The organism is Kitasatospora sp. NPDC054939, from assembly GCF_053610105.1.
The window spans coordinates 1-19,662 of the sequence record NZ_JBSGXP010000163.1 but is presented as its reverse complement, the minus strand read 5'-3'; the positions used below and the strand labels follow the sequence as shown (position 1 = coordinate 19,662).

Below are 19,662 nucleotides of genomic sequence, written 5' to 3'. Positions count from 1 at the left end.
GGGTACGGCGATCGCCGTACCCGGGCCGGGCACCGGGCCCAAAACGGATAGGCAGACCGCGGGGCCGGACGTAGTCTGCGGGCTGTGACGACGATGTACGTGTTGGACGGCACCCAGGTCCGAACGCTCGAAGACTTCTGGCGACTCATCGGCGAAGCGATCAACGGGCCCGGAGGTTATTTCGGCAGGAACCTCGACGCCTTCGCCGACTGCCTCAGCGGAGGCTTCGGGCAGCCCGACGACAACGACTACACGGTCGAATGGCGCGACCACGAGGCCTCTCGTGAGCATCTCGGTTACCCGGAGACGGCTCGCCAGCTGGAACTTCGCCTCTCACGGTGCCACCCCACGAATCGCTCTGCTGTCAGCGCGGACCTGTCTGCGGCGCGCGACCGGCGCGGGGTAACCGTGTTCGACTGGCTGGTCCGGATCTTCGAGGACCGTGCTCCCGGCGTTCTGCGGCTTCGGTAGCCGCGAACCATCTGTGTCTTTCCCACCCCCGGCAGCCAGCGTCGACGTCGTCGACCCGCAGCATCCGAACCTCGGACCATCGCACGCCGGGCGGTCGGCCGGGTGCCGGTGCCCGGCAGCGAGGGCCTCGCCGTCACCCCGGACGGACGACAACTGGTGGTCGCCACCCCCAAGCTGGCCCTGGGCGGGGAGCCCGCGGCACCGCCCGCCCTCACCGTGATCGACACCGCCACCGGACAGCCGGCCCTCAGCGTCCGCCTGGACGCGCCCGCCGTCCCGGTGCACATCACGGCCACCGGCCTGGTGCTCGCCGGGGAGGTCCACCTCGCACCGAACAGCGGCGCCGGGCCCGTCCCGGTCGACGGGCGGCTGCGCATCCTCGCCCCCGGCAGCTACGATTCGCTCGCCTCGATCCCGGTCGGCCAGGTGCCGCTGACGATCCACTCCTCACCGGACGGCACCCGCGCGTACGTCGCCAACACCGCCTCCGACACGGTGACCGTGGTCGACCTGGTCGACCTGCGGGTACTGGCGGTCGTCGCGGTGAGCGAGCAGGCGGACGCCGGACCGCACGGCATCGCCCACCTGCCCGCCCACCCGTGACACCCCCGGGGCGACCGGAAGCCCCTCGGGGCAGCCCGGGCTTCCGGGCACGGGGAATGACGTGCCGCTCGGGCCGGGGCTCGGAGGGCAGGGTGCACCCGCGCACCTCCCGGCCGTCCGTGGCCACCGGGATCCGCGTCACCGGTGCCCTGTCGTGGCCGTCCCGCTCCCGCTCGCCGCCGTCCGGCTCCGATCCGCCCGACCGGAACCGCACCACCGCCGCGGGACGTCTGTGGCCCGGGCGCCGATCATCGGCGCCCGGGCCTTTGCGTCCTCCCGTCGCCCGACAGCCGAGGTGCTCGCGGTGCTCCACGTACTCGAAGTGCTGTTCGTCCTCGTGCCCCCGGTCTGCTGGTTCCTGCTGATGCGCACCCGGCCGGTCGGGGCGGTGGTCGGCGTCCTGCTGCTGGTCCTGGCCGGCGCGGTGGTCGGGGCACGGCTGGGTTGGGCGCCCGTCCGGGCCGAGGTCGAGCTGTACCTCGCGTACGGGCCGGTCGGCGCGGCACTGATCGCCGCGGGTGCACTCGTCGAGCGCCGGATGCTCGGGCCCCGCAAGGACACTCCCGGCCGGGAACGCGCCCACGGTGCGGTGGGGGCGCTCTCCACCTACCTGGTGGCCGTGCTGGGCCTGGCCGCCCCGGCCTACTGGCTGACCGTGCTCCACACCGAGTTCGTCCCGCCGCGCCGCGCGCTGCCCGTCCCGGCGGGGCTGACCGTCACCGAGGGCTCCGACACCGGGTGCACCAACAACTCCTGCGGGCGGTCGCTGATCGTGCGGGGGCCGGACGGCATGGCGGGCGCTGAGGTCGCCCGGCGTCTGCGGGCCGCCCTCGCCGAGGACGGCTGGCGGCCCGTGGCGGCCTCTCCTGCGGTGATGACCCGGCCCAACGGCTGGATCCTCGACACCAGGCCGCTGCGGGTTCACCTCGTGGAGCGCCCGCAGGCGCTCGACGTCTCGGTGGACGGCCTGGCCTTCGAGCCTGACCTGCCGTAACGCGACAGGGGGACAGCGCCCAGCGCGACGGGTTCGGCGGAACTCCCCCGGACGAAGCCCGCCGCATGCGCCGACGGCAGCCCGGTCGAGCCGACAACTCCGCCCCGGGCCGTGTTCCCCTCCGGTCGGCTCTCCGCATCAGGGCAGGCCGAACCGGCGGATGTCGTACGGGGCCTGTCACTCGTGCTGCTCGGCCTGCGCCGCAACCTCACCCCCGAGGCGCTCCAAGTCGCACGCGCGTGCGCCCTGGACGGCAGCCGGCCGGCCCGTGGGTCCGGCTCTGCCCTGTCCTGCCCAGAGCTGATGCCGCCGTGAGCCGCAGCCGCCGTCACCCCTCGTCGTCATCCATCTCCCGGAGCTGCACGCGCTCGGCCGCGTGATCACTCCGACCACTCGGTGCCGCCATCCGCAGCACCGGGAGACGCGCCGGCAGAGGGCGAACGCTGTCTGACGCGGCACTAGCCAGGCACGCCACCTCGACGTAGCGTGGTTGTCCGGTCACTTAGGGGAGGCCATGACGCAGCAATGGGGATGGTTGTGGGGCGACACACTGTCGAACATGCGGCCACGGGTGACGAATACGCTTCATTTCTCCGGTGTCAGCGCCCGGGACGAGCTGGCCGCAGTGATCCGCGCGGAGGTCGATGAGCCCGACTACAGAAGGGTTGCCGACATGATCGAGGCGGGCACCCCTCCGCTGGCGGCTGTGGTCGGAGCCGATGTGTTCTTCGTTGTCCGGCTCGACCCGAACTTCAAACCCGTCATGGACCGGCCCTTCACCCGTAGGTACGACGCGGCGTTCGAGTACGCCATCAAGAAGCGGGGGCGCGGACGCCCGAAGCTCTGGGACTGAAGGCAGTCGCGGCAGTCGGCCCCCACTGGTCCGATGGTCCGGCCCGCTGCGGCCTCGCACTCGCCGTGGCGTACCGGCGTGCCGCTGATGTCCTGGACGCAGACGGACAGCCGGGAAGTCCAGCGTCGCGGTGCGGTTGTCCGTGCGGGCGGCGCTCAGCCCGTACGCGAGCAGCAGGTGCGTCACCGGCCCGAGCTCACCCGGGGCCCCCGGGCCGAGTGGAGCAGGATCCGGCCGGGCCGTGGACCTGTCGGCAGGGGCGCCCTGCTCCTGGCTCGGCCTAGCTCGGGCGGATTGCGGCCTCGATGTGGCCGAGGTGGGCGGCGAGGATCTCTTCGAACGCGGCACGGCGGTCCGCTCCGAGGGGGCGGACGTCGCGGGCGAAGTGGGCCAGGGCGGGGAAGCGTTCGGGGTCGGCGCCGAGTACCGCGACGCGGAACAGCTCCATGCCCTGTTCGTACTCCTCCGGGGTGATGGTGCTGACTCCGGCCTCGGAGGCGATCAGTGCGGAGATGAGGACCGCGAGCCGGTGGTAGCGCGCCGGGATCTCCTCGTCGGGCAGCCCCGACGCGCGCAGCGCCTGCAGTACCTCTTCCATGACCAGCCGGGAACCGGCTCCGCCTGACGCGTACCGTCCCCAGACCGCGGCGAGCTGCGGCTGCTCGCCGAACGCCCCCCTCACACGCAGGGCCAGAGCGGTGATGCGCTCCTTCCAGTCGCCTTCGGCGCGGTAGCCGTCCAGCGAAGCCAGGAGGATCCGGTCGGCGACCGCGCGCAGCAGTTCGGTCTTGCTGCGGAAGTGCCGGTACAGGCTGGAGGAGTCGGTCCCGAGGGTGGCGGCGAGCTTGCGCACGCTGAACGACTCCGTGTCGCTCGTACGCAGCAACTCCGCTGCCGCATCCAGGATCTCCTCGGTCGACCAGCGCCGTCGAGCTGCCATGTCGCCCCTCTCGTCGGACGCAGCCTAACGTATGCACTTGGTGTTGCACGCACCGCGTGCATAATGAGGTCATGAGCAGGCCCGGCGATCCGGCAGCAGGCCGGCCGGCGTGCCACGTGTGCCCTGTCGCCCGGGTCGGGCGATGGCTGTGGAGCTCACCCCGATCAGTGCGAGAGGACGCATGTCGTGAGGAACTCACTGGATCCCGCGGCGCTGGACGCCGCCGTCGAAACCGTCCACCGGGCCCACATACCGTGTCTGTTCGCCGAGGAGCGCGACGGATACCAGGTCCGGCGCGGCGCCGCCGGGATGGCCGACGTCGCCGGAATGGCCGACGTCGCCACCGGCCACCCCGTCACCGTCGGCATGCGGCAGATGGCGGTCGCGGTGAACCTGCCGGAGGCCGGCCTCCGGTGCTCGACGGCGGTCGCCCTGCCGCACGGCAACCGGCCACCGCAGCGAGCACAGCGACCGCAGCCACCGCAGCGACCGCAGGGCGGCGGTGCCCGATGAGGCCCGAGCCGGCGAGGCCCGCGGCTGCCGTGGGCCTCGCGGAGTTACTGCGCCCCGTCCGATCTCGGCTGGGCTCGGCGATCGGTCTGCAGGCCGTCGCGGCGCTGATCGCCATCGTGCCGCTCGCCGCGGTGGCCGAACTGGCCCGGGTGCTGCTGGCGGCCGGTCCGGTCGACCGGGGCCGGGCCTGGGCGGTGGCCGTGATCGCGGCGGCCGCGTTGGCGGTCTGGCTGCTGCTGACCACCGCGGCGGGAACTCTCGCACACCGTGCCGATCTGGACTTCCAGTTGTCGGTACGCCGGCGGCTGGTGGACCGGCTCGGCCGCGTACCGCTCGGGTGGTTCACCGACCGGGGCGCGGGCGGCATCGGAAAGGCGGTGCAGCACGATGTCGACACGATGCACCACCTGGTGGCGCACGCGCTGCTGAACCTCACCTCCAGTGCGGTCACGCCGCCGGCGACGCTCGCCTACCTCTTCTGGGTCGACTGGCGGATGGCACTGATCCTGCTGATCCCGATCGTGGCCGGCGTCGCGCTGTTCGTCCGGACGGGAATGACCCTGGACGCGCAGACGGCGGCCTTCGACGAGGCGCAGCAGCGCATTGCCGGCAGGGTCGTCGAATTCGTCGAGGGCATCGCGGTGGTGAAGATGTTCGGGCAGGCCGGGCGGGCCCACCGGCAGTACGGGAAGGCCGCCGACGACTTCGCGGACTTCTTCCTCGCCTGGATCTCGAAGGCCTACCGGGCGAGCGCGCTGTCGGAGTTGGCGCTGAGCCCGGTCACCGTTCTGCTCACCGTCCTGGCCGGCGGTACGGCGCTGGTCTCCGCCGGTCACCTTCCGGCGGTCGAGCTGCTGCCGTTCGCGATTCTCGGACTGGGGCTGGCCGGGCCCCTGCAGGCGCTGCACTACTACGGCGACGACGTGGAGAAGTCGCGTGCGGCGGCCGAGCGGGTCGGTGCGCTGCTCGTGGCGCCGGAGCTGGCGGTCCCTGCGGCACCGCGGCGGCCCGAACTCGGCGGCGGCGCCCGGGTGGAGCTGTCCGGGGTGGAGTTCGGCTACGACGCGGACCGGACGGTGCTGAGCGGCATCGACCTGGTGCTCGAACCGGGCACCGTGACGGCACTCGTCGGGAGTTCGGGCTCGGGCAAGACCACCCTGGCCAGGCTGCTGCCGCGGTTCTTCGACCCGACCGGCGGCACCGTCACGATCGGCGGCGTCGATCTGCGCGACATCGCGCCGGAGCAGTTGTACCGGCTGGTGTCGTTCGTCCTGCAGGACGTTCAACTGCTGGACGCCAGTGTGCGCGACAACATCCGCCTGGCCCGTCCCGACGCGGACGACGGGACGGTGCGCCGCGCGGCCCGGGCGGCGGCCGTCGACGAGCGCATCCGTGCGCTGCCGCGCGGCTACGACGCGACGGTCGGCCGCGAGGTCCGGTTCTCCGGTGGTGAGGCGCAGCGGCTGTCCATCGCGCGGGCGATTCTCGCGGACACGCCGATCGTGGTGCTCGACGAGGCGACGGCCCACGCCGATGCCGAATCGGAGGCGCTGATCCAGGACGCGCTGTCGGAGCTGGCGGTCGGGCGGACGGTGCTCGTCGTCGCGCACCGGCTGGCCTCGTTGGTCGGCGTCGACCGCATCGTGGTGCTCGACCGGGGCCGGATGGTCGAGCAGGGCACCCACGAGGAGTTGCTGGCCGCCGGTGGACGGTACGCGCGGATGTGGCGGTTGCAGGAACGGACCGGGCCCGAGGGCGCCGACCATCACGACGCCTGCGCCGGGGTCGGGGTCGGGGTCGGCACGACGAAGGAGGGGGCACGATGATTCGTCGACTGTTCACCGCACTCGGCCCGGCGCACGACCGTGCGCTGCGCCGGCTGCTCGGCCGGTTCGCCGCTGCGGCGCTGCTGCAGGGCGCGGCGTTCGTCCTGCTCGTCCCGGTGCTTCGCGAACTGCTCGGCAACGAACCGGGGCGGGCCTGGCCGTGGGTGATCGTGCTCGCCGTGCTGTGGGTCGGCCATGCGGCCGTCGGCTACCCGGCGACGCAGGCCGGCTTCCGGACCGGTGCGGGCCTGAGCCGCGACCTGCACCACCGGATCGGCGACAAGGTCGCGCAGCTTCCGCTGTCCTGGTTCACCGCCGATCGGGTCGGCGGGCTCGGACGCCTGGCCGCGCATCGCGTGGTCGACATCATGGGGGTGCCGGCTCACCTGTTGCGGCAGATGGTCGACACCTTCGTCACGCCGCTGGTCGTGGTGCTCGCGATGTTCCTGTTCGACTGGCGGCTGGCCGTTTCGATGTCCGTCGCCGCGGTCGCGGTGGCGCTGGTGTACCGCGTGGCCGGCCGTGTCCTGCAGGCCGCCGACCGGGACGCGGACCGCATCCACGCCGATGCCGCCGGGCGGGTCGTCGAGTTCGCCCGCGTGCAACCGGTGCTGCGGGCCTTCGGCCGCACGGTGCAGGGGCACGCCGAACTCGACGAGGCGCTCGCCGCACAGCACGCGGCCGGTCGCCGGGCGCTGCGTGCCGCCGTGCCCGGAGTGGTCGCGCTCGGCTTCATCGCGCAGGCGTCGTTCGTCGTGCTGCTGACCCTGGGCACCCACCTGGCGCTCGACGGCTCCCTGGGGGCGGCCGAACTGATCGCCCTGCTGGTGCTGGCGGCGCGGTTCGTCGAGCCGATCATGCTCACCGCGGAACTCGGTGGCGCGATCCGCGTCGCCGAGAACGCGCTGACCGAGATCAACGAACTGCTCGCCACCAGGACGCTGCCCGAACCGGCGGTGCCGCGGCAGGCGGACGGCTCCGACCTCGAACTCGACGACGTGCATGTCGGCTACGACGGTGCCCCGGTACTGGACGGGCTGTCGATGCACGTGCCGCAGGGCCGGATGACCGCCCTGGTCGGCCCGTCCGGTGCCGGCAAGACGACCGTGATCAAGCTGATCGCGCGGTTCTTCGATCCCGACGCCGGCACGGTCCGGGTCGGCGGTGTGGACGTGCGCGAGATGCGGACCGAGGACCTGACGTCGGCCATCTCCGTGGTCTTCCAGGACGTCTACCTCTTCGACGGGAGCATTCTCGACAACATCCGGGTCGGTCGGCCCGACGCCACCGACGAGGAGGTCCTCGCCGCGGCCCGCACCGCACGGGTCGACGACATCGCCGACCGCCTGCCGGATGGTTGGGAGGCGCCCGCCGGGGAGGGCGGCAGCCGCCTCTCCGGCGGTGAACGGCAGCGCATCTCGATCGCGCGCGCCCTGCTGAAGAACACCCCGGTCGTGCTGTTCGACGAGCCGACCGCGGCGCTGGACGCCGAGAACGAGCACGCCCTGCAGCAGGCGATGGCGGCCCTCGCACGGGACCGTACCGTTCTGGTGATCGCACACCGGCTGAACACGCTGCGCGAGGCCGACCACATCGTGGTCCTCGACCGGGGTCGCGCCGTGGAGCAGGGCGCCCACGCCGAACTGCTCGCCCTCGACGGCCGGTACGCCCGCTTCTGGCGCGAGCGCCGGCGCGCCCACGGCTGGCGCCTGGCCGCCCCGGTCACGGCCCCGGCCCCGGCCCAGCAGCGCACGCCCGCCGCACGGCCGTACGCCGGGGGTGCCTGAGGCGGGGGGCGGCGTTGGTGCGCCGGCCCCCACCGGCCCCACCGGCCCGATCGGACGTCAGGCGTCCGCGCGGGCAGCCCGGGGGCGCTGGCGCAGCGAGATCCGGTTGCCGTCCGGGTCCACCGCCTCGATGCGGACCCCGAACGGGTACGCAACGGGCTCGGGCTGGTCGAACGCCACCCCGCGGTCGCGCATCAGGGCGAAGTCCTTCCACAGGTCGTCCGACTCCAGGAACACCGGGCCGGGCGTGGTGTCCGGCAGTGCCCCGGCGGGCTGCCCCGCGGCAGCGGCGTGGCGCCACAGGACGATCTCGACCGGGCTGCCGGGCACACCCACGGTGAGGAAGCGCCCGTCCGGGTTCGGGTAGTCGATCCGCTGCTCCAGTCCGAGCCCGCGCGTGTAGAAGTCCAGCGCGCGGTCCTGGTCGGTCACGTACAGCGTCACGTACATCATCGTGTTCAGCATGGTGGTGGTCGCGTCCCTCTCGTCCGCGGGCCCCGGCGGCCTCCCGCCGGGTGCCCCGTCACCTCCACTGACGGAGCCCGGCGGGGGAATGTGACAGACCCGCGGAAGACTCTTCCGGCCTCCGCGCGGCGGGGCCGGCGCCGCCCGCTTCGACGGGAAGCCCAGCAGGGCGGCAGGGCCGGCCCCACCGCCCCGCTCGGTGGGGTCAGCCCTGCCGCTCCACCGGGATCCACAGCTGCGCCTCGGCCTGCGAGCCGTCCGCCGACAGCCGTGTGCGCAGGATCTCCGGGCCGGGGCGGGTTCCGTACGGGTTGGACGGGAACCACTCGGTGAACACGTCCCGCCACAGGTACTGCAGCGTCTGGGGGAACGGCCCGCTGCTGTCGAACACCGCCCAACTCCCCGCCGGGACGGCCAGTGTGTCGAATCCGTCCGGCACCGTCGTGTCCGGACGCGCCACCACCGCGTGGTAGTAGTCGAGGTCCGAGCCCTCCGCGCGGTTCTCGTCGAGGTCGTCGACCACCGACACGATCCCGTCCGGCTCCCCGGCCGACAGCGCCCCGATCCGCTCCACCGTCTCCGCCGGAATGCTCCTGATGAATGCCGCGATCTGCGGGTTCACCCCCTCGTACACCAGCGGGACCCGCGCCTTGCGCCCCGCCACCAGGAACGCGTCCTTCTCCACAACCCGGTACTCCATGCTGCTTCTCCCTTCGACGACGAGCCGGAAGGACATCCGCGGCTGCGAGACCAGCACCGCCCCCGTCCGCCGGGCCTCACCCGGGCCGATGCCGTGCACCGCCCGGAACGCCCGCGCGAACGCCTCACCCGAGGTGTAGCCGTAGCGCACCGCCACCTCCAGCAGCGTCCGCTCCCCCGCCAGCACGTCCGCCCCCGCGACGGTCAACCGCCGCCGACGCACGTACTCCGACAGCGGCATCCCCGCGAGCGCGGAGAACAGCCGCCTCAGGTGGTACTCCGAGGTGACCGCGATCCGCGCCAGCTCCGCCACGTCGATCGGCCCGTCGAGGTTCCGTTCGATGTGCTCCATGGCCTGGTTGAGGCGATCCAGCATCCTGCAGGTCCTTCCGTTCCTTCACTGCCCACCACCGTAGGGACGGCCAAGCCTGCCGCACCCGACATCCTGTGCCCGCATCGGTCGGGTGGCGGCCCTGGTCCCCCGTCCGTGCCGACGCCGGCTTCGAGAGCGGCGTCCCGGTCGAACGCCCGGAACCGGCGGCTGCAGCCTGATCCGCTGACCGGCGCGGGGCCGGCTGATAGCCTGACGATCATGGACCTCACCCGGGTGTTGGACGCGTTCGAGACAGAGGCCGAGGCGCTCGGCCGGGGACTCACGGGGCTGCCCGAGGCCGGGTGGGACCGCCCGACACGGTGTGCACCGTGGTCCGCCCGTGAACTGCTGGGCCACGTCTGCGTCGTCCTGGACTGGGTGCCCGACATGATCGGGGGCCAGGCCCCCGAGGCCCCCGAGGTCTCCGCGACCGAGTACTACCGGCCGGACCGCCGCTTCAGCACCGCGACCAACGCGGCCCGGATCGAGCTGGGACGGGACCGCGCCGCCCGTCACGGCTCAGGAGCCGACCTCGTCGCCGACTTCACCCGGACCTGGCGGAACGCGCAGGAGCTGTGCCGGAAGGAGCCGGAGCGCCGGGTGGTGCGGACGCGGCACGGCGACGCGATGCTGCTCGCCGACTTCATGCTGACGCGCGTCTTCGAAGTCGCCGTGCACGGGATCGACTTGGCCGATGCTCTCGGGCGGGAGGCATGGCTGACGCCGTCGGCCGCCGATGTGCTGCTGGAACTTCTCGCCGGACCGGGCACGAGCGGGGTGACCGAGCTGGGATGGAGCCGTGCCCGGTTCCTTCGCAAGATCACCGGACGGGAGCCGCTGGCGCCGGAGGAGTCCTCCCAGCTCGCCCGGTTGGGTGTCACCTGGCTTGCGCTGGGGTGAGTGGCCCCTCACTTCCGCAACGCAGCCCGTGTGCGGCCTCCCCGTCCACAGGCAGGGCCGGCCCTCGGCACCGCCCGGGGTCGCCTGCGGGCTCCCGCCGCAGGGGGCGTGCGAAGGATGCGAGCACGCCGGGTGAGCGCCGCTGCGCCCTCTTCCCGAGCCGGGTACGGACCGCGAGGATGGCAGCTGTCATGTCCTTTGCGCGAAGGAGAGGTTGACGATGGGAGACCACTCGAAACCGGCGCCGGACCCCGGTCAGGGGACGCCGCCGCCCAACAACGCGGACGGCAAGGTACCGACGCCGGAGCCCGGCGGGGGGAAGCACAAGAAGTGACCGACGATCTCGCGGCGCGCCGTCGTCGCCTGGACGAGGCGATGGCGGAGTGCGGTGCCTGGCCGCAGAAGTCGCCGTGGCTGCGCGAGGCCGTCGCCGCCCTCCCCCGGGACCGCTTCGCGCCGGACCGGCTCTGGCGGTGGGACGGCCACGCCTACCTGCCGGTGGATCGCGCGTCCGACCCCCGGGCCTGGGCCGGGGAGCTGTACGACGATCAGAACGCCGCCGCGATCACCCAGTTGAGCAGCGGCATCCCGTCCTCCAGCCTGTCGGCCACCGGCATCGTGGTGGACATGCTGGACAGTCTGGCGCTGGAACCCGGGCACCGCGTGTGGGACATCGGCACGGGGCAGGGCTGGAACGCCGCCCTCGCCGCGTGGCGGGCCGGTCCCGGCCGGGTCGTGTCCACGGAGCTGGACCCGGGCCTCGCCGCGTTCGCCCGCGGCCGGCTGACGGCCGCGGGCCTCGACGTGGGGAGCACGGTCGGGGATGCCACCACGACCCCGCCCGGCCCAGGGCGGTTCGACCGGGTGATCGCCACCTACGCGGTGGAGCGGGTGCCGTGGGCGTGGGTGGAGGCGACCCGGCCGGGCGGGCGGCTCGTGGTCCCGTGGGGCCGGCTCGGGTACGTGGCGCTCACCGTCGCCGACGACCACGGCGAGGCGCGCGGCTGGGTCCACGGCCTGGCCCGCTTCATGGCCGACCGCACCCAGGACCGCGGCGCCGCCTTCGCCGCGGTGCGCGCCGACCGGCCCGCCGACGACGAGCACCCGGCCGACCTCGCCTTCGCCGACCTCGCGGAGGACTGGAACCTGCGGTTCGCACTGCGCGTCGCCCTGGCGGACGTCCAGCTCACCACCGGCCCCGACGACACGGGTGCCACCGCGGCATGGTTGCACGACGGCGCCGCCTCCTGGGCCGTCCTCTCCCCCACCGGCGCCGACGGCCGGGTCACCGTCCGCCAGGGCGGGCCGCGACGGCTCGCCGACGAACTCACCGCGGCCCGGGAGCAGTGGGCCCGCCTCGGCTCGCCCCATCCGTACGACTACGGCATGACGGTGCGCCCCGACGAGCAGTACGTGTGGCTGACGGATCCGCACACCGGCCCCCGCTGGACCGCCCGCGCGAACGCCTTCGTGCCGGCGAGCTGAGCCGTTCCCCGCGCCACGTGCGCAGGGAACGGCTCGGCTCGCCCTGCACGATCCGCTACCGGTACAGGCGCTCCAGGTACGGCGCCCCGTAGTACGCCTCCAGGTCCTCCACACTCTCCGGACGGCGATCGTGCGTCTTCGCGAGCACCGCGCGGGACGGTGCCGCCTCCGGCCGCCAGGTCTCCGGTTGCCAGGCTCCGCCGCGCAGCAGGGCCCTCGGGCAGTGGTAGAAGACCTGCTCGATCTCGACCAGCAGGGCCAGCTGCGGACGGTTTCCCTTCACCACCATGTCGTCGAAGAAGGGCGCATCGCGCAGGATGCGTGCGCGCCCGTTGATGCGCAGCGTGTCGGGGCGGCCGGGGATCAGGTAGAGCAGGCCCACCCGGGGATTGGCCAGGATGTTGCGGAACCCGTCGGCCCGCCGGTTCCCGGGACGTTCGGGGATCGCGATCGTCGTGTCGTCCAGCACGAGCGTGAACCCGGCCGGGTCGCCCTTCGGTGAGGCGTCGCAGCTGCCGTCGGCGCCGGCGGTCGCCACCACGCACAGGGGCGATGCGGCCAGCCACTGGCGGTCGTGCTCGTGCAGGCTCGGCCGGACCTTGACCCGCGCGCCCGGCGTCGGCTCGCCGAGCAGTTCCCCCAGCTCGTCCGGTGACGTCACCTCGACCAGGTCTGTGAGCAGCACGGACCCACCCCCTCCCATCGGTACATGAACGGGTCGAGCGTAGCGACGTCTCGCCGTCGGCTGCCGGCGCGGGGGCCCGGCGGGATCCGCACGACTGCTCCCGAGCGGGTGCTGGAGGCGGTCGAGAGCCGCGGTACGAAGGCGCCCCGGGCAGTCCCGGTGACGGCGGCTCAGCCGGCACGGGCGGGTGGCGCGGTGGTGGTGGTCCGGGTACCTCGGCGGCCTCATGTGGTGCACAGCGTCCGGGCGGGCCCACTCATCTGTCGGCCCTGGGCCGCGCCGGTCATCGTCCCCGGCCGTTCGGGGGACGCGCGGGCCACCTCGCGCGCTTCGCCCGGACAGCAGGGGCATGCCTGGACGAGACGAAGGGAGACACCCCATGCCGCTCTATCTGTCGAGGTTCAGCTACACGCCGGAGACGTGGGCGAGGCTGATCGGCCACCCCGAGGACCGCGCGAAGGCCGCCCGGTCGTACATCGAATCCGTCGGCGGGAAGCTCCACGGCTTCTGGTACGCCTTCGGCACACACGACGGCTACAACCTGTGGGAAGCGCCGGACAACGTGTCCATGGCCGCAGTCGCACTGGCGATCAGCGGAGGCGGCGCGCTCAGCACGTTCGAGACGACCGTTCTCCTGACCGTCGATGAAACGATGGACGCCCTGCGCAGGGCCGAGCAGATTCGGTACCGGCCTCCTGGCGTGTAGCGCGAGCGGTGGTGGAATTCGCGGGCCCGCCCGGGGAGGCGTGGTTGTCGGCGGCGGGCAGTGCCTCAGGAAGGCCCGGGAGCGTCGAGCGGCGGCGTCGGCGTCCGGGACCCGGCACCGCACGCCAAAGGTCCTTCCTGCCTCCCCGGGAGCGGAGCCGACGGACCGGGGCGATCGGACGGGCACGTAGACTTGGCGCTCGTGGTGGACACCCAGTACGAAGACCTGTTGAAGCACGCGCTCACCGCCGGGACGGCCAAGGCCGACCGGACGGGCACCGGCACCCGGAGCGTCTTCGGGCACCAGCTGCGCTACGACCTCGCGAAGGGGTTCCCGCTGGTCACCACCAAGAAGGTGCACCTGAAGTCCGTGGTGTACGAGCTCCTGTGGTTCCTGCGCGGCGACTCCAACGTCGGCTGGCTGCGCGAGAACGGCGTCACCATCTGGGACGAGTGGGCGGACCGCGACGGCGACCTCGGCCCGGTCTACGGCGTGCAGTGGCGCAGCTGGCCGAGCCCCGACGGTCGGCACATCGACCAGATCAGCCAGGTCCTGGACACCCTGCGTACCGACCCGGACTCCCGCCGGATGATCGTCTCCGCCTGGAACGTCGCCGAGCTGGACGCGATGGCGCTCGCCCCGTGCCACGCCCTCTTCCAGTTCCACGTCGCCGGCGGCAGGCTCTCCTGCCAGCTGTACCAGCGCAGCGCCGACCTGTTCCTCGGAGTGCCGTTCAACATCGCCGGCTACGCGCTGCTCACCCACATGGTCGCGCAGCAGGCCGGCCTCGCCCCGGGCGACTTCATCTGGACCGGCGGTGACTGCCACATCTACGACAACCACGTGGAGCAGGTCACCGAACAGCTCAGCCGCACGCCGTTCGACTTCCCGGAGCTGCGCCTGCGGCAGGCCGACTCGCTGTTCGACTACGCCTACGGCGACGTGGACGTGGTCGGCTACCGGCACCACCCGGCGATCAAGGCACCGGTCGCGGTATGAGGATCGGACTGATCTGGGCCCAGAGTCCGGACGGCGTGATCGGCGCGGACAACACGATGCCGTGGCACCTGCCCGAGGACCTCGCCCATTTCAAGGCGGTCACCCTCGGCCACCCCGTGGTGATGGGCCGCCGCACCTGGGATTCGCTCCCGCCGCGCTTTCGCCCGCTGCCCGGCCGGCGCAACATCGTGGTGACCCGCAACCCGCAGTGGGCCGCGGACGGCGCGGACCGAGCCGGCTCGCTCGACGAGGCCCTGCGACTCGCGGCCGCCACGAACGAACCGGCCGCGACGCCCGCGCCGGGCGGCGGCGGCGCCGAGACCTGGGTGATCGGCGGCGGGCAGCTCTACCGCGCGGCCATCGACCACGCCGTGACCCTGTCGGTGACCGAGATCGACGTGTCGGTCGACGGCGACACCCACGCCCCGGCCATCGGCCCCGCCTGGACCGTCACCGAGGACCACGGCCCGCAGACCTCGACGTCCGGCCTGCGCTACCGCATCCGCAGGTACGCGCGCCGCGGCACCCCGGACTGAGGTCGTGGACGAGCGGGACGGCGTCGTCGCGGAAGGGTCCCCGGTCGAGGCCGCCCTGCCACTGCAGGGCCGCCGGCACCGGGACGTCCGCAGGGCGGCGACCGGTCACCGCGTCGGCTCCCCCGGCCGGGCGGGGCGCAGGAAGACCTCGTCGGTGTAGCACCAGGCCCAGTCCTCGCCGGGTTGGAGCGAGCGGGCGATGTGGTGTCCGCCGGTGGTCCGGGCGTGGTGGAAGGCGTGCTGCCCGGGCGAGCTGTCGCAGCAGCCGACGTGCCCGCAGCTCAGGCAGGCCCGCAGGTGGACCCAGGTGGTGCCGGCCCGCAGGCAGCCCTCGCAGCCGATGCCCGTGTTCGCGGGAACCTCCCGGAGCCCGTCCAGGTGGCCGCAGGTCGGCTGGACGACTCGGCCCCGGTCCACCGCGACTCGCCATGCATGCCGATCGTTCACAGCACACACGTTACGGCGCCGGCCACGGCGGCGCGGACCTGGGCGTCCCGAGGCACCGACGGACGGGCGGGGTCGCCCTCCCCCGAACGGCGGCGACCCGGCCACGGCCACCGGGACGGCGCGCACCACGCACCCGGCCGCGAGTCACCTCCCCCGAGCGCCTGCGCCCCCTCGCAGCCGGCGGCCCCGGGTATCTCGGGGCGTCAGCGGCCCGCGGCACCTGCGCGGTGGGCCGTGGGGCTCAGCCCCCGCACCCGTTTGAAGGCCGCGCTGAACGCGAACCCGTCCGCATAGCCCACACTCCTGGCGACCGCCGCCACCGTCGCCCCGGGTTCGCGCAGCCGGTCGGCGGCCAGTGCCATCCGCCGCTCGGTGAGGTACCTCAGCGGCGGCACCCCCACCAGCACCGTGAAGCGGCGGGCGAACACCGTGCGCGACAGGCCCGCGCCGGCCGCGAGCGCCGCCACCGTCCACGCCCGGGCGGGCTCCTCGTGCAGTCGGCGCAGCACGGGCCCGATCTGCGGATCGCCCAGTGCCCGGTAGCCGGTGGGCGGTTCGGCGTCGGTCCGGTCGAACCAGGACCGCAGGGCGCGTACGAGGAGCAGGTCGAGCAGGCGGTCCAGGACGATCTGTTGGCCCGCACCCTCCAACTCGACCTCGCCCGCGATCAGGTCGAGCAGCGGCACCAGGCCCGGTTCGGCGGGCACCACGGCGATGTCCTCCAGTGCGTCGAGCAGCGGGCCGCACAGCTCGCCGCCGAACCGGTAGCCGGCGGTGACGAGCAGGTCCTGACCGGCAGCGCCGTGCCCGTCCTCGCCGAGCGTGCGCGCGGTGAGCCGCCAGTTCCTGACTCCGCACGCGGCACGGGCGGTAGAGCCCATCGACGGGGCCCCGTCGGCGGGCGGGACCCACGCACGACAGCGTCCCCGGTCACCGCACCGGCCTCACCGCACTAGCCTCACCCCATGGACACCCGCAGCGCACTCGACCTGGCGAACGACAACGCCGCCGCCTACTGGCTGGCCCAGGCCCGCACGCACGGCTGGGAGGCCGTGCACACACCGCGGTTCACCGCCGTCCGCTGCGAGGGGGACGCCGCGGACAGCCGCGTCCTCGTCACCCGCCCCTACGGTCAGCCCGACGCGCTGAAGGCGGAGCTGCTCGACGTCCTGCACCGGTGGCGCACGCAGCAGTACTGCCTGGAGGACCCCTACGGACAGCTGGACATGCGGCCGCACGGCTGCGAGGCCGCGCTCGGGCAGGCCGTGATGATCCGCAAGCCCGGGGACGCGCCGGCCGGCGCCGCTTCGGTCCCGCCGCGCCGGGAGCCGCCCACCACCCTGACCACCGGCGAGGCCCTCGACCCCGGGGCCCTGGCCGAGGTGGAGCAGGTCGTCGTCGAAGGCTTCCCGGTACCCGGACACCGGCAGCAGGCCCCCGGCACCCTGCTACCGGCGCGCCTCCTGGCCGCGCCCGGCCACCGGGCCTGGTTGGCCCGCATCGACGACCGGCCCGCCGGCGCCTGCATCAGCTTCGACGACGGCACGACCGTCGGCCTCTACTACGTCACCACCCTGCCCGCACACCGCTCCCACGGCATCGGCCGGGCCGTCGTCGAAGCCGCCCTCGCCGCGCACCCCGATCGCACCGCCACCCTGGTCTCCACCCTGCTCGGCGAACCCCTCTACCGCCGGCTCGGCTTCACCGAACACGCCGTCACCCGCTGGTGGCGCCACTCCGCAGACCGGCCGCCGCTGAGCGTCCGGCCACCTGCCACGACCCGCACCGCCGGCTGACCGGCAGCGCCGGTCCGCACCGAGGCACCGCACCTGCGCCCGGTGCGCGCCGACCGGGCGGGCTCCGTCCCCCTGCCGAAGGCCGTGGACCGGTGCGGTGCGGTGCAGTGCGGTCGACCCGTGTACACCGACCGGGATGGGCAGTAGAGTCCAGCCGAAAGTTGCTGCAAGTTCTTGCAAGACGAGAGGGCCCAGCCATGCCGGGATTCGCCCCGCCCGCCGCCGACGAACGCACGGCGCTGACCGCCTACCTTGCCCACCAGCGCCGCGCACTGCGGGTCACCGCCCACGGTCTGACCGAGGCGCAGGCCCGCATGGCGGCCTCCGCCGGCGAACTGAGCATCGGCGGGCTGATCAAGCACGCAGCGCGGTGCGAGACCTTCTGGACCGACCTCATCCTCCAGGAGCAGCGCGGGCCGCAGCGGACGGCGGACGAGTCCGACGCCGACGAGTTCCGGCTCGCCCCGGACGAGAGCCTGGCCGAGGCCCTGGCCGCGTACGCCGAGGCGGCCGAGCGGACCGACGCGGTGATCGCCGGCATTCCGGACCTCGGGCAGGCGGTGCCGGTGCCGCAGGGCCTTCCGTGGTTTCCCGCCGAGGTCAAGGAATGGTCGGTCCGCTGGGTCGTGCTGCACCTGATCGAGGAGACCGCACGGCACGGAGGCCACGCCGACATCGTCCGCGAGAGCATCGACGGCGCCACCCTCTACCCGCTGCTCGCCGCAGCCGAGGCGTGGCCCGACCCGTGGTTCCAGCCCTGGCGACCCGCGTCGCACGGCCCCGGACGGCCGCGGGCGCCGATCGCCTGACCGTGTGCCCCCGGCGGGCCGGGACGTGACCCGCCGGGACGAGCACCCTGGCCCGTAGACCCGACTCCCGTATTCACGGACGCAGGACGGGAAACTCGGCACTCGCCCAGAGGGCACGGAGGACGGCGGCCTCGCCACCGGCGGTCTCGTCAGCGGCGGGGGCGTCGTCGGTGCTCCATATCCTGGCCGGGCCGGTGGAGTTGTCGACCGGCGGCCAGCCCGGGTTCCCGGTGGTGGCGAAGTCGGCCCACGCGCGCACCATGCGGTCGGCCAGTGCGTGGTCCGCGGCGGTGGGTGCGCCGCCGATGAGGAACGTCAGGTGTTCGTTGTCGAGGTTGCCGAAGGCGAAGGGGACGTCCGCGCAGTGCCAGGCCCGCACGACCCCGTTCGGGCCGGTGCGACGGTCGAAACGCGATAGGAACGCCCGTCCGCCGGCCCGGGCGTGCAGCTCGACGAGCCGGTTGCTGTACTCGCCGAACAGCAGATCCCCGAAGACGGCGAGGTAGACGTCGAGCACCGGGGCGTCGGGCATCGCGGCTCGGTAGCCGGCCACCAGGCCGTCCGGGAGGCCGAAGTCCTGGGCGAAGTGGGTTAGTTGCTCCTCGGTGGTGACCTTCGCACAGCTGCCGACGGCGTCGAGCAGCCAGTACTCCTCCGTGGTGTGGCAGACCAGCAGGTCCACTCCGCGGGTCACGCCGGCGGCCATCCCCGCAAGGGGGTCGATAGGCAAGACCGCACCGTCGAGGACGGGGGCGTAGAGCGAGGGGTCGTAGTGGCGGGATCCGGAGGCGGGGTCACGCCGGTAGTCGTCGACCACCCGGTCGGAGGCGACGACCAGGGCCTCCGGGGTCGCTGAGGTCAGACCGTCGGCCGTAGCGGGGCAGCCCGCTGCCGCGGCGATCTCGCGGGTGGTCGCCGCAGCGATGTCGAGCGTGTAGTGAGGGCTGGCGACACTATGGGCGATGGCTCGGTGGAACAGGCCGCGGGCGCGATCCATCACCATCAGGCAGGCGACCGAAGCGGCCCCGGACGACTGGCCCGCGACCGTGACGTTGCCGGGATCGCCACCGAAAGCGGCGATGTTCTCACGAACCCAGCGCAGGGCCGCGACCTGGTCGAGCAGGCCCCGGTTGTCCGGGTGGGCGGTCGCCCCGTCGGCGGGGATATGGCCGAAGCCTTCGAAGCCGATCCGATAGTTGAGGGTGACCACGACCAGGCCGGCGCGGGCCAGCGCGGTACCGTCGAAGTCGGGTTGCGCCGAGGATCCGAAGGTGTAGGCACCGCCGTGGATCCAGACCAGGACGGGCAGCCGGCCGCCTTCCGGCACCGGGGTCCAGATGTTGACGGTGAGGATGTCCTCGTCGCCGGGCGACCACGCGGGCGCACCGGGGAGTTGCGCCGACTGCGGGGCGATCGGGCCGAAGGCCGTGCAGTCCCGTACGCCCGTCCACGCCGGTGCCGGCCGGGGTTCCCGGAACCGGTTGGCGCCGAACGGCGGGGCGGCATAGGGGATTCCAAGGACGGCAACGACATCGGCGGAGGCCCGAAAGCCCTGGACCGAACCGTTCGTCGTCGTGAAGGTGTCCATCAGAAGACTGCCTCTCATTGCAGGCCGGACCGCCGGGAAGGACGGGGTTCCAGCTTTGCATCGCACGGCATCCCGTGACCAACACCGAGATCTTGACTTCCTCCCCTTCCTGAAGGAGGGGATTCCCCTCAGCCTCGCGGCTGAGCCGCTGCGCGTGAGCGCGGCGGTGGGACGACTTCCTGCTTCG

Annotated in this window: 21 protein-coding genes; 14 read left to right on the top strand and 7 right to left on the bottom strand. The window is 73.3% G+C overall.

All coding sequences use genetic code 11. From position 1 onward, the window contains the following. Positions 1 to 84 precede the first annotated feature (84 nt). The 4 genes from ACWGB8_RS32630 to ACWGB8_RS32615 all read left to right on the top strand — a co-directional run bounded on the left by ACWGB8_RS32630 (position 85) and on the right by ACWGB8_RS32615 (position 2,921). On the top strand, positions 85 to 471 hold the full coding sequence (locus ACWGB8_RS32630) for a barstar family protein (RefSeq protein ID WP_452217246.1): 387 nt from the start codon (positions 85 to 87) through the stop codon (positions 469 to 471). A gap of 108 nt (positions 472 to 579) precedes the next feature. Beyond that, positions 580 to 1,074, top strand: a complete 495-nt coding sequence (locus tag ACWGB8_RS32625; RefSeq protein ID WP_452217245.1) for a YncE family protein — start codon at positions 580 to 582, stop codon at positions 1,072 to 1,074. Positions 1,075 to 1,378: 304 nt separating this feature from the next. After that, a complete protein-coding gene (locus ACWGB8_RS32620) occupies positions 1,379 to 2,068 on the top strand; it encodes a hypothetical protein (protein ID WP_452217244.1) in 690 nt (229 codons plus the stop codon). Positions 2,069 to 2,582: 514 nt separating this feature from the next. After that, complete coding sequence (locus ACWGB8_RS32615; protein WP_452217243.1) at positions 2,583 to 2,921, top strand: hypothetical protein; 339 nt, start codon at positions 2,583 to 2,585, stop codon at positions 2,919 to 2,921. A gap of 280 nt (positions 2,922 to 3,201) precedes the next feature. Here ACWGB8_RS32615 and ACWGB8_RS32610 read toward each other — a convergent pair whose 3' ends face one another. After that, complete coding sequence (locus tag ACWGB8_RS32610; RefSeq protein WP_452217242.1) at positions 3,202 to 3,861, bottom strand: TetR/AcrR family transcriptional regulator; 660 nt, start codon at positions 3,859 to 3,861, stop codon at positions 3,202 to 3,204. A gap of 186 nt (positions 3,862 to 4,047) precedes the next feature. On the opposite strand from ACWGB8_RS32610, the gene ACWGB8_RS32605 reads away from it, so the two are divergent. From ACWGB8_RS32605 to ACWGB8_RS32595, 3 genes are read left to right on the top strand one after another with little or no spacing between them, the layout of a single operon-like run. Then, on the top strand, positions 4,048 to 4,374 hold the full coding sequence (locus ACWGB8_RS32605; protein WP_452217241.1) for a hypothetical protein: 327 nt from the start codon (positions 4,048 to 4,050) through the stop codon (positions 4,372 to 4,374). 29 nt (positions 4,375 to 4,403) lie between these two features. After that, a complete protein-coding gene (locus ACWGB8_RS32600) occupies positions 4,404 to 6,200 on the top strand; it encodes an ABC transporter ATP-binding protein (RefSeq protein WP_452217240.1) in 1,797 nt (598 codons plus the stop codon). Further along, a complete protein-coding gene (locus ACWGB8_RS32595) occupies positions 6,197 to 7,987 on the top strand; it encodes an ABC transporter ATP-binding protein (RefSeq protein ID WP_452217239.1) in 1,791 nt (596 codons plus the stop codon). Before ACWGB8_RS32600 ends, ACWGB8_RS32595 begins: the two co-directional genes overlap by 4 nt. Before the next feature lie 57 nt (positions 7,988 to 8,044). Here the strand turns inward: ACWGB8_RS32595 and ACWGB8_RS32590 are convergent, their stop codons facing one another. Together ACWGB8_RS32590 and ACWGB8_RS32585 are read right to left on the bottom strand one after the other, a co-directional pair. Beyond that, the gene (locus tag ACWGB8_RS32590) at positions 8,045 to 8,452 is read right to left on the bottom strand and encodes a VOC family protein (protein WP_452217238.1); all 408 of its coding nucleotides are present in this window, start codon (positions 8,450 to 8,452) and stop codon (positions 8,045 to 8,047) included. 205 nt (positions 8,453 to 8,657) lie between these two features. Next, positions 8,658 to 9,527, bottom strand: a complete 870-nt coding sequence (locus ACWGB8_RS32585; protein WP_452217237.1) for an AraC family transcriptional regulator — start codon at positions 9,525 to 9,527, stop codon at positions 8,658 to 8,660. Between the two features lie 216 nt (positions 9,528 to 9,743). Between ACWGB8_RS32585 and ACWGB8_RS32580 the strand changes: the two genes are divergently transcribed. Both ACWGB8_RS32580 and ACWGB8_RS32575 read left to right on the top strand, forming a co-directional pair. After that, positions 9,744 to 10,424, top strand: coding sequence for a maleylpyruvate isomerase family mycothiol-dependent enzyme (locus ACWGB8_RS32580; RefSeq protein ID WP_452217236.1), 681 nt, complete (start codon positions 9,744 to 9,746; stop codon positions 10,422 to 10,424). A gap of 330 nt (positions 10,425 to 10,754) precedes the next feature. Next, positions 10,755 to 11,909 (top strand): methyltransferase domain-containing protein, encoded by a 1,155-nt coding sequence (locus ACWGB8_RS32575; protein WP_452217235.1) that lies wholly within the window; start codon positions 10,755 to 10,757, stop codon positions 11,907 to 11,909. 55 nt (positions 11,910 to 11,964) lie between these two features. Here the strand turns inward: ACWGB8_RS32575 and ACWGB8_RS32570 are convergent, their stop codons facing one another. Continuing rightward, positions 11,965 to 12,612 carry a pyridoxamine 5'-phosphate oxidase family protein gene (locus ACWGB8_RS32570; protein WP_452217234.1) on the bottom strand — a complete coding sequence of 216 codons (648 nt, stop codon included), beginning with the start codon at positions 12,610 to 12,612 and terminating at the stop codon, positions 11,965 to 11,967. A 361-nt stretch (positions 12,613 to 12,973) separates the two neighbouring features. On the opposite strand from ACWGB8_RS32570, the gene ACWGB8_RS32565 reads away from it, so the two are divergent. The 3 genes from ACWGB8_RS32565 to ACWGB8_RS32555 all read left to right on the top strand — a co-directional run bounded on the left by ACWGB8_RS32565 (position 12,974) and on the right by ACWGB8_RS32555 (position 14,835). Further along, positions 12,974 to 13,300, top strand: coding sequence for a GYD domain-containing protein (locus ACWGB8_RS32565; protein ID WP_452217233.1), 327 nt, complete (start codon positions 12,974 to 12,976; stop codon positions 13,298 to 13,300). Positions 13,301 to 13,501: 201 nt separating this feature from the next. Beyond that, positions 13,502 to 14,299 carry a thymidylate synthase gene (locus ACWGB8_RS32560; protein WP_452217232.1) on the top strand — a complete coding sequence of 266 codons (798 nt, stop codon included), beginning with the start codon at positions 13,502 to 13,504 and terminating at the stop codon, positions 14,297 to 14,299. After that, the gene (locus ACWGB8_RS32555) at positions 14,296 to 14,835 is read left to right on the top strand and encodes a dihydrofolate reductase (protein ID WP_452217231.1); all 540 of its coding nucleotides are present in this window, start codon (positions 14,296 to 14,298) and stop codon (positions 14,833 to 14,835) included. Before ACWGB8_RS32560 ends, ACWGB8_RS32555 begins: the two co-directional genes overlap by 4 nt. A gap of 105 nt (positions 14,836 to 14,940) precedes the next feature. On the opposite strand, the gene ACWGB8_RS32550 is transcribed toward ACWGB8_RS32555, so the two are convergent. Next, complete coding sequence (locus ACWGB8_RS32550) at positions 14,941 to 15,252, bottom strand: UBP-type zinc finger domain-containing protein (protein ID WP_452217247.1); 312 nt, start codon at positions 15,250 to 15,252, stop codon at positions 14,941 to 14,943. Positions 15,253 to 15,485: 233 nt separating this feature from the next. Continuing rightward, positions 15,486 to 16,163 (bottom strand): AraC family transcriptional regulator, encoded by a 678-nt coding sequence (locus ACWGB8_RS32545; protein WP_452217230.1) that lies wholly within the window; start codon positions 16,161 to 16,163, stop codon positions 15,486 to 15,488. Between the two features lie 84 nt (positions 16,164 to 16,247). On the opposite strand from ACWGB8_RS32545, the gene ACWGB8_RS32540 reads away from it, so the two are divergent. Next, on the top strand, positions 16,248 to 17,078 hold the full coding sequence (locus ACWGB8_RS32540; RefSeq protein ID WP_452217229.1) for a GNAT family N-acetyltransferase: 831 nt from the start codon (positions 16,248 to 16,250) through the stop codon (positions 17,076 to 17,078). A 197-nt stretch (positions 17,079 to 17,275) separates the two neighbouring features. Further along, complete coding sequence (locus tag ACWGB8_RS32535) at positions 17,276 to 17,887, top strand: DinB family protein (protein ID WP_452217228.1); 612 nt, start codon at positions 17,276 to 17,278, stop codon at positions 17,885 to 17,887. A gap of 73 nt (positions 17,888 to 17,960) precedes the next feature. Here the strand turns inward: ACWGB8_RS32535 and ACWGB8_RS32530 are convergent, their stop codons facing one another. Further along, positions 17,961 to 19,475: a carboxylesterase/lipase family protein gene (locus ACWGB8_RS32530; protein ID WP_452217227.1), complete on the bottom strand. Its 1,515-nt coding sequence runs from the start codon at positions 19,473 to 19,475 to the stop codon at positions 17,961 to 17,963. Positions 19,476 to 19,662 lie beyond the last annotated feature (187 nt).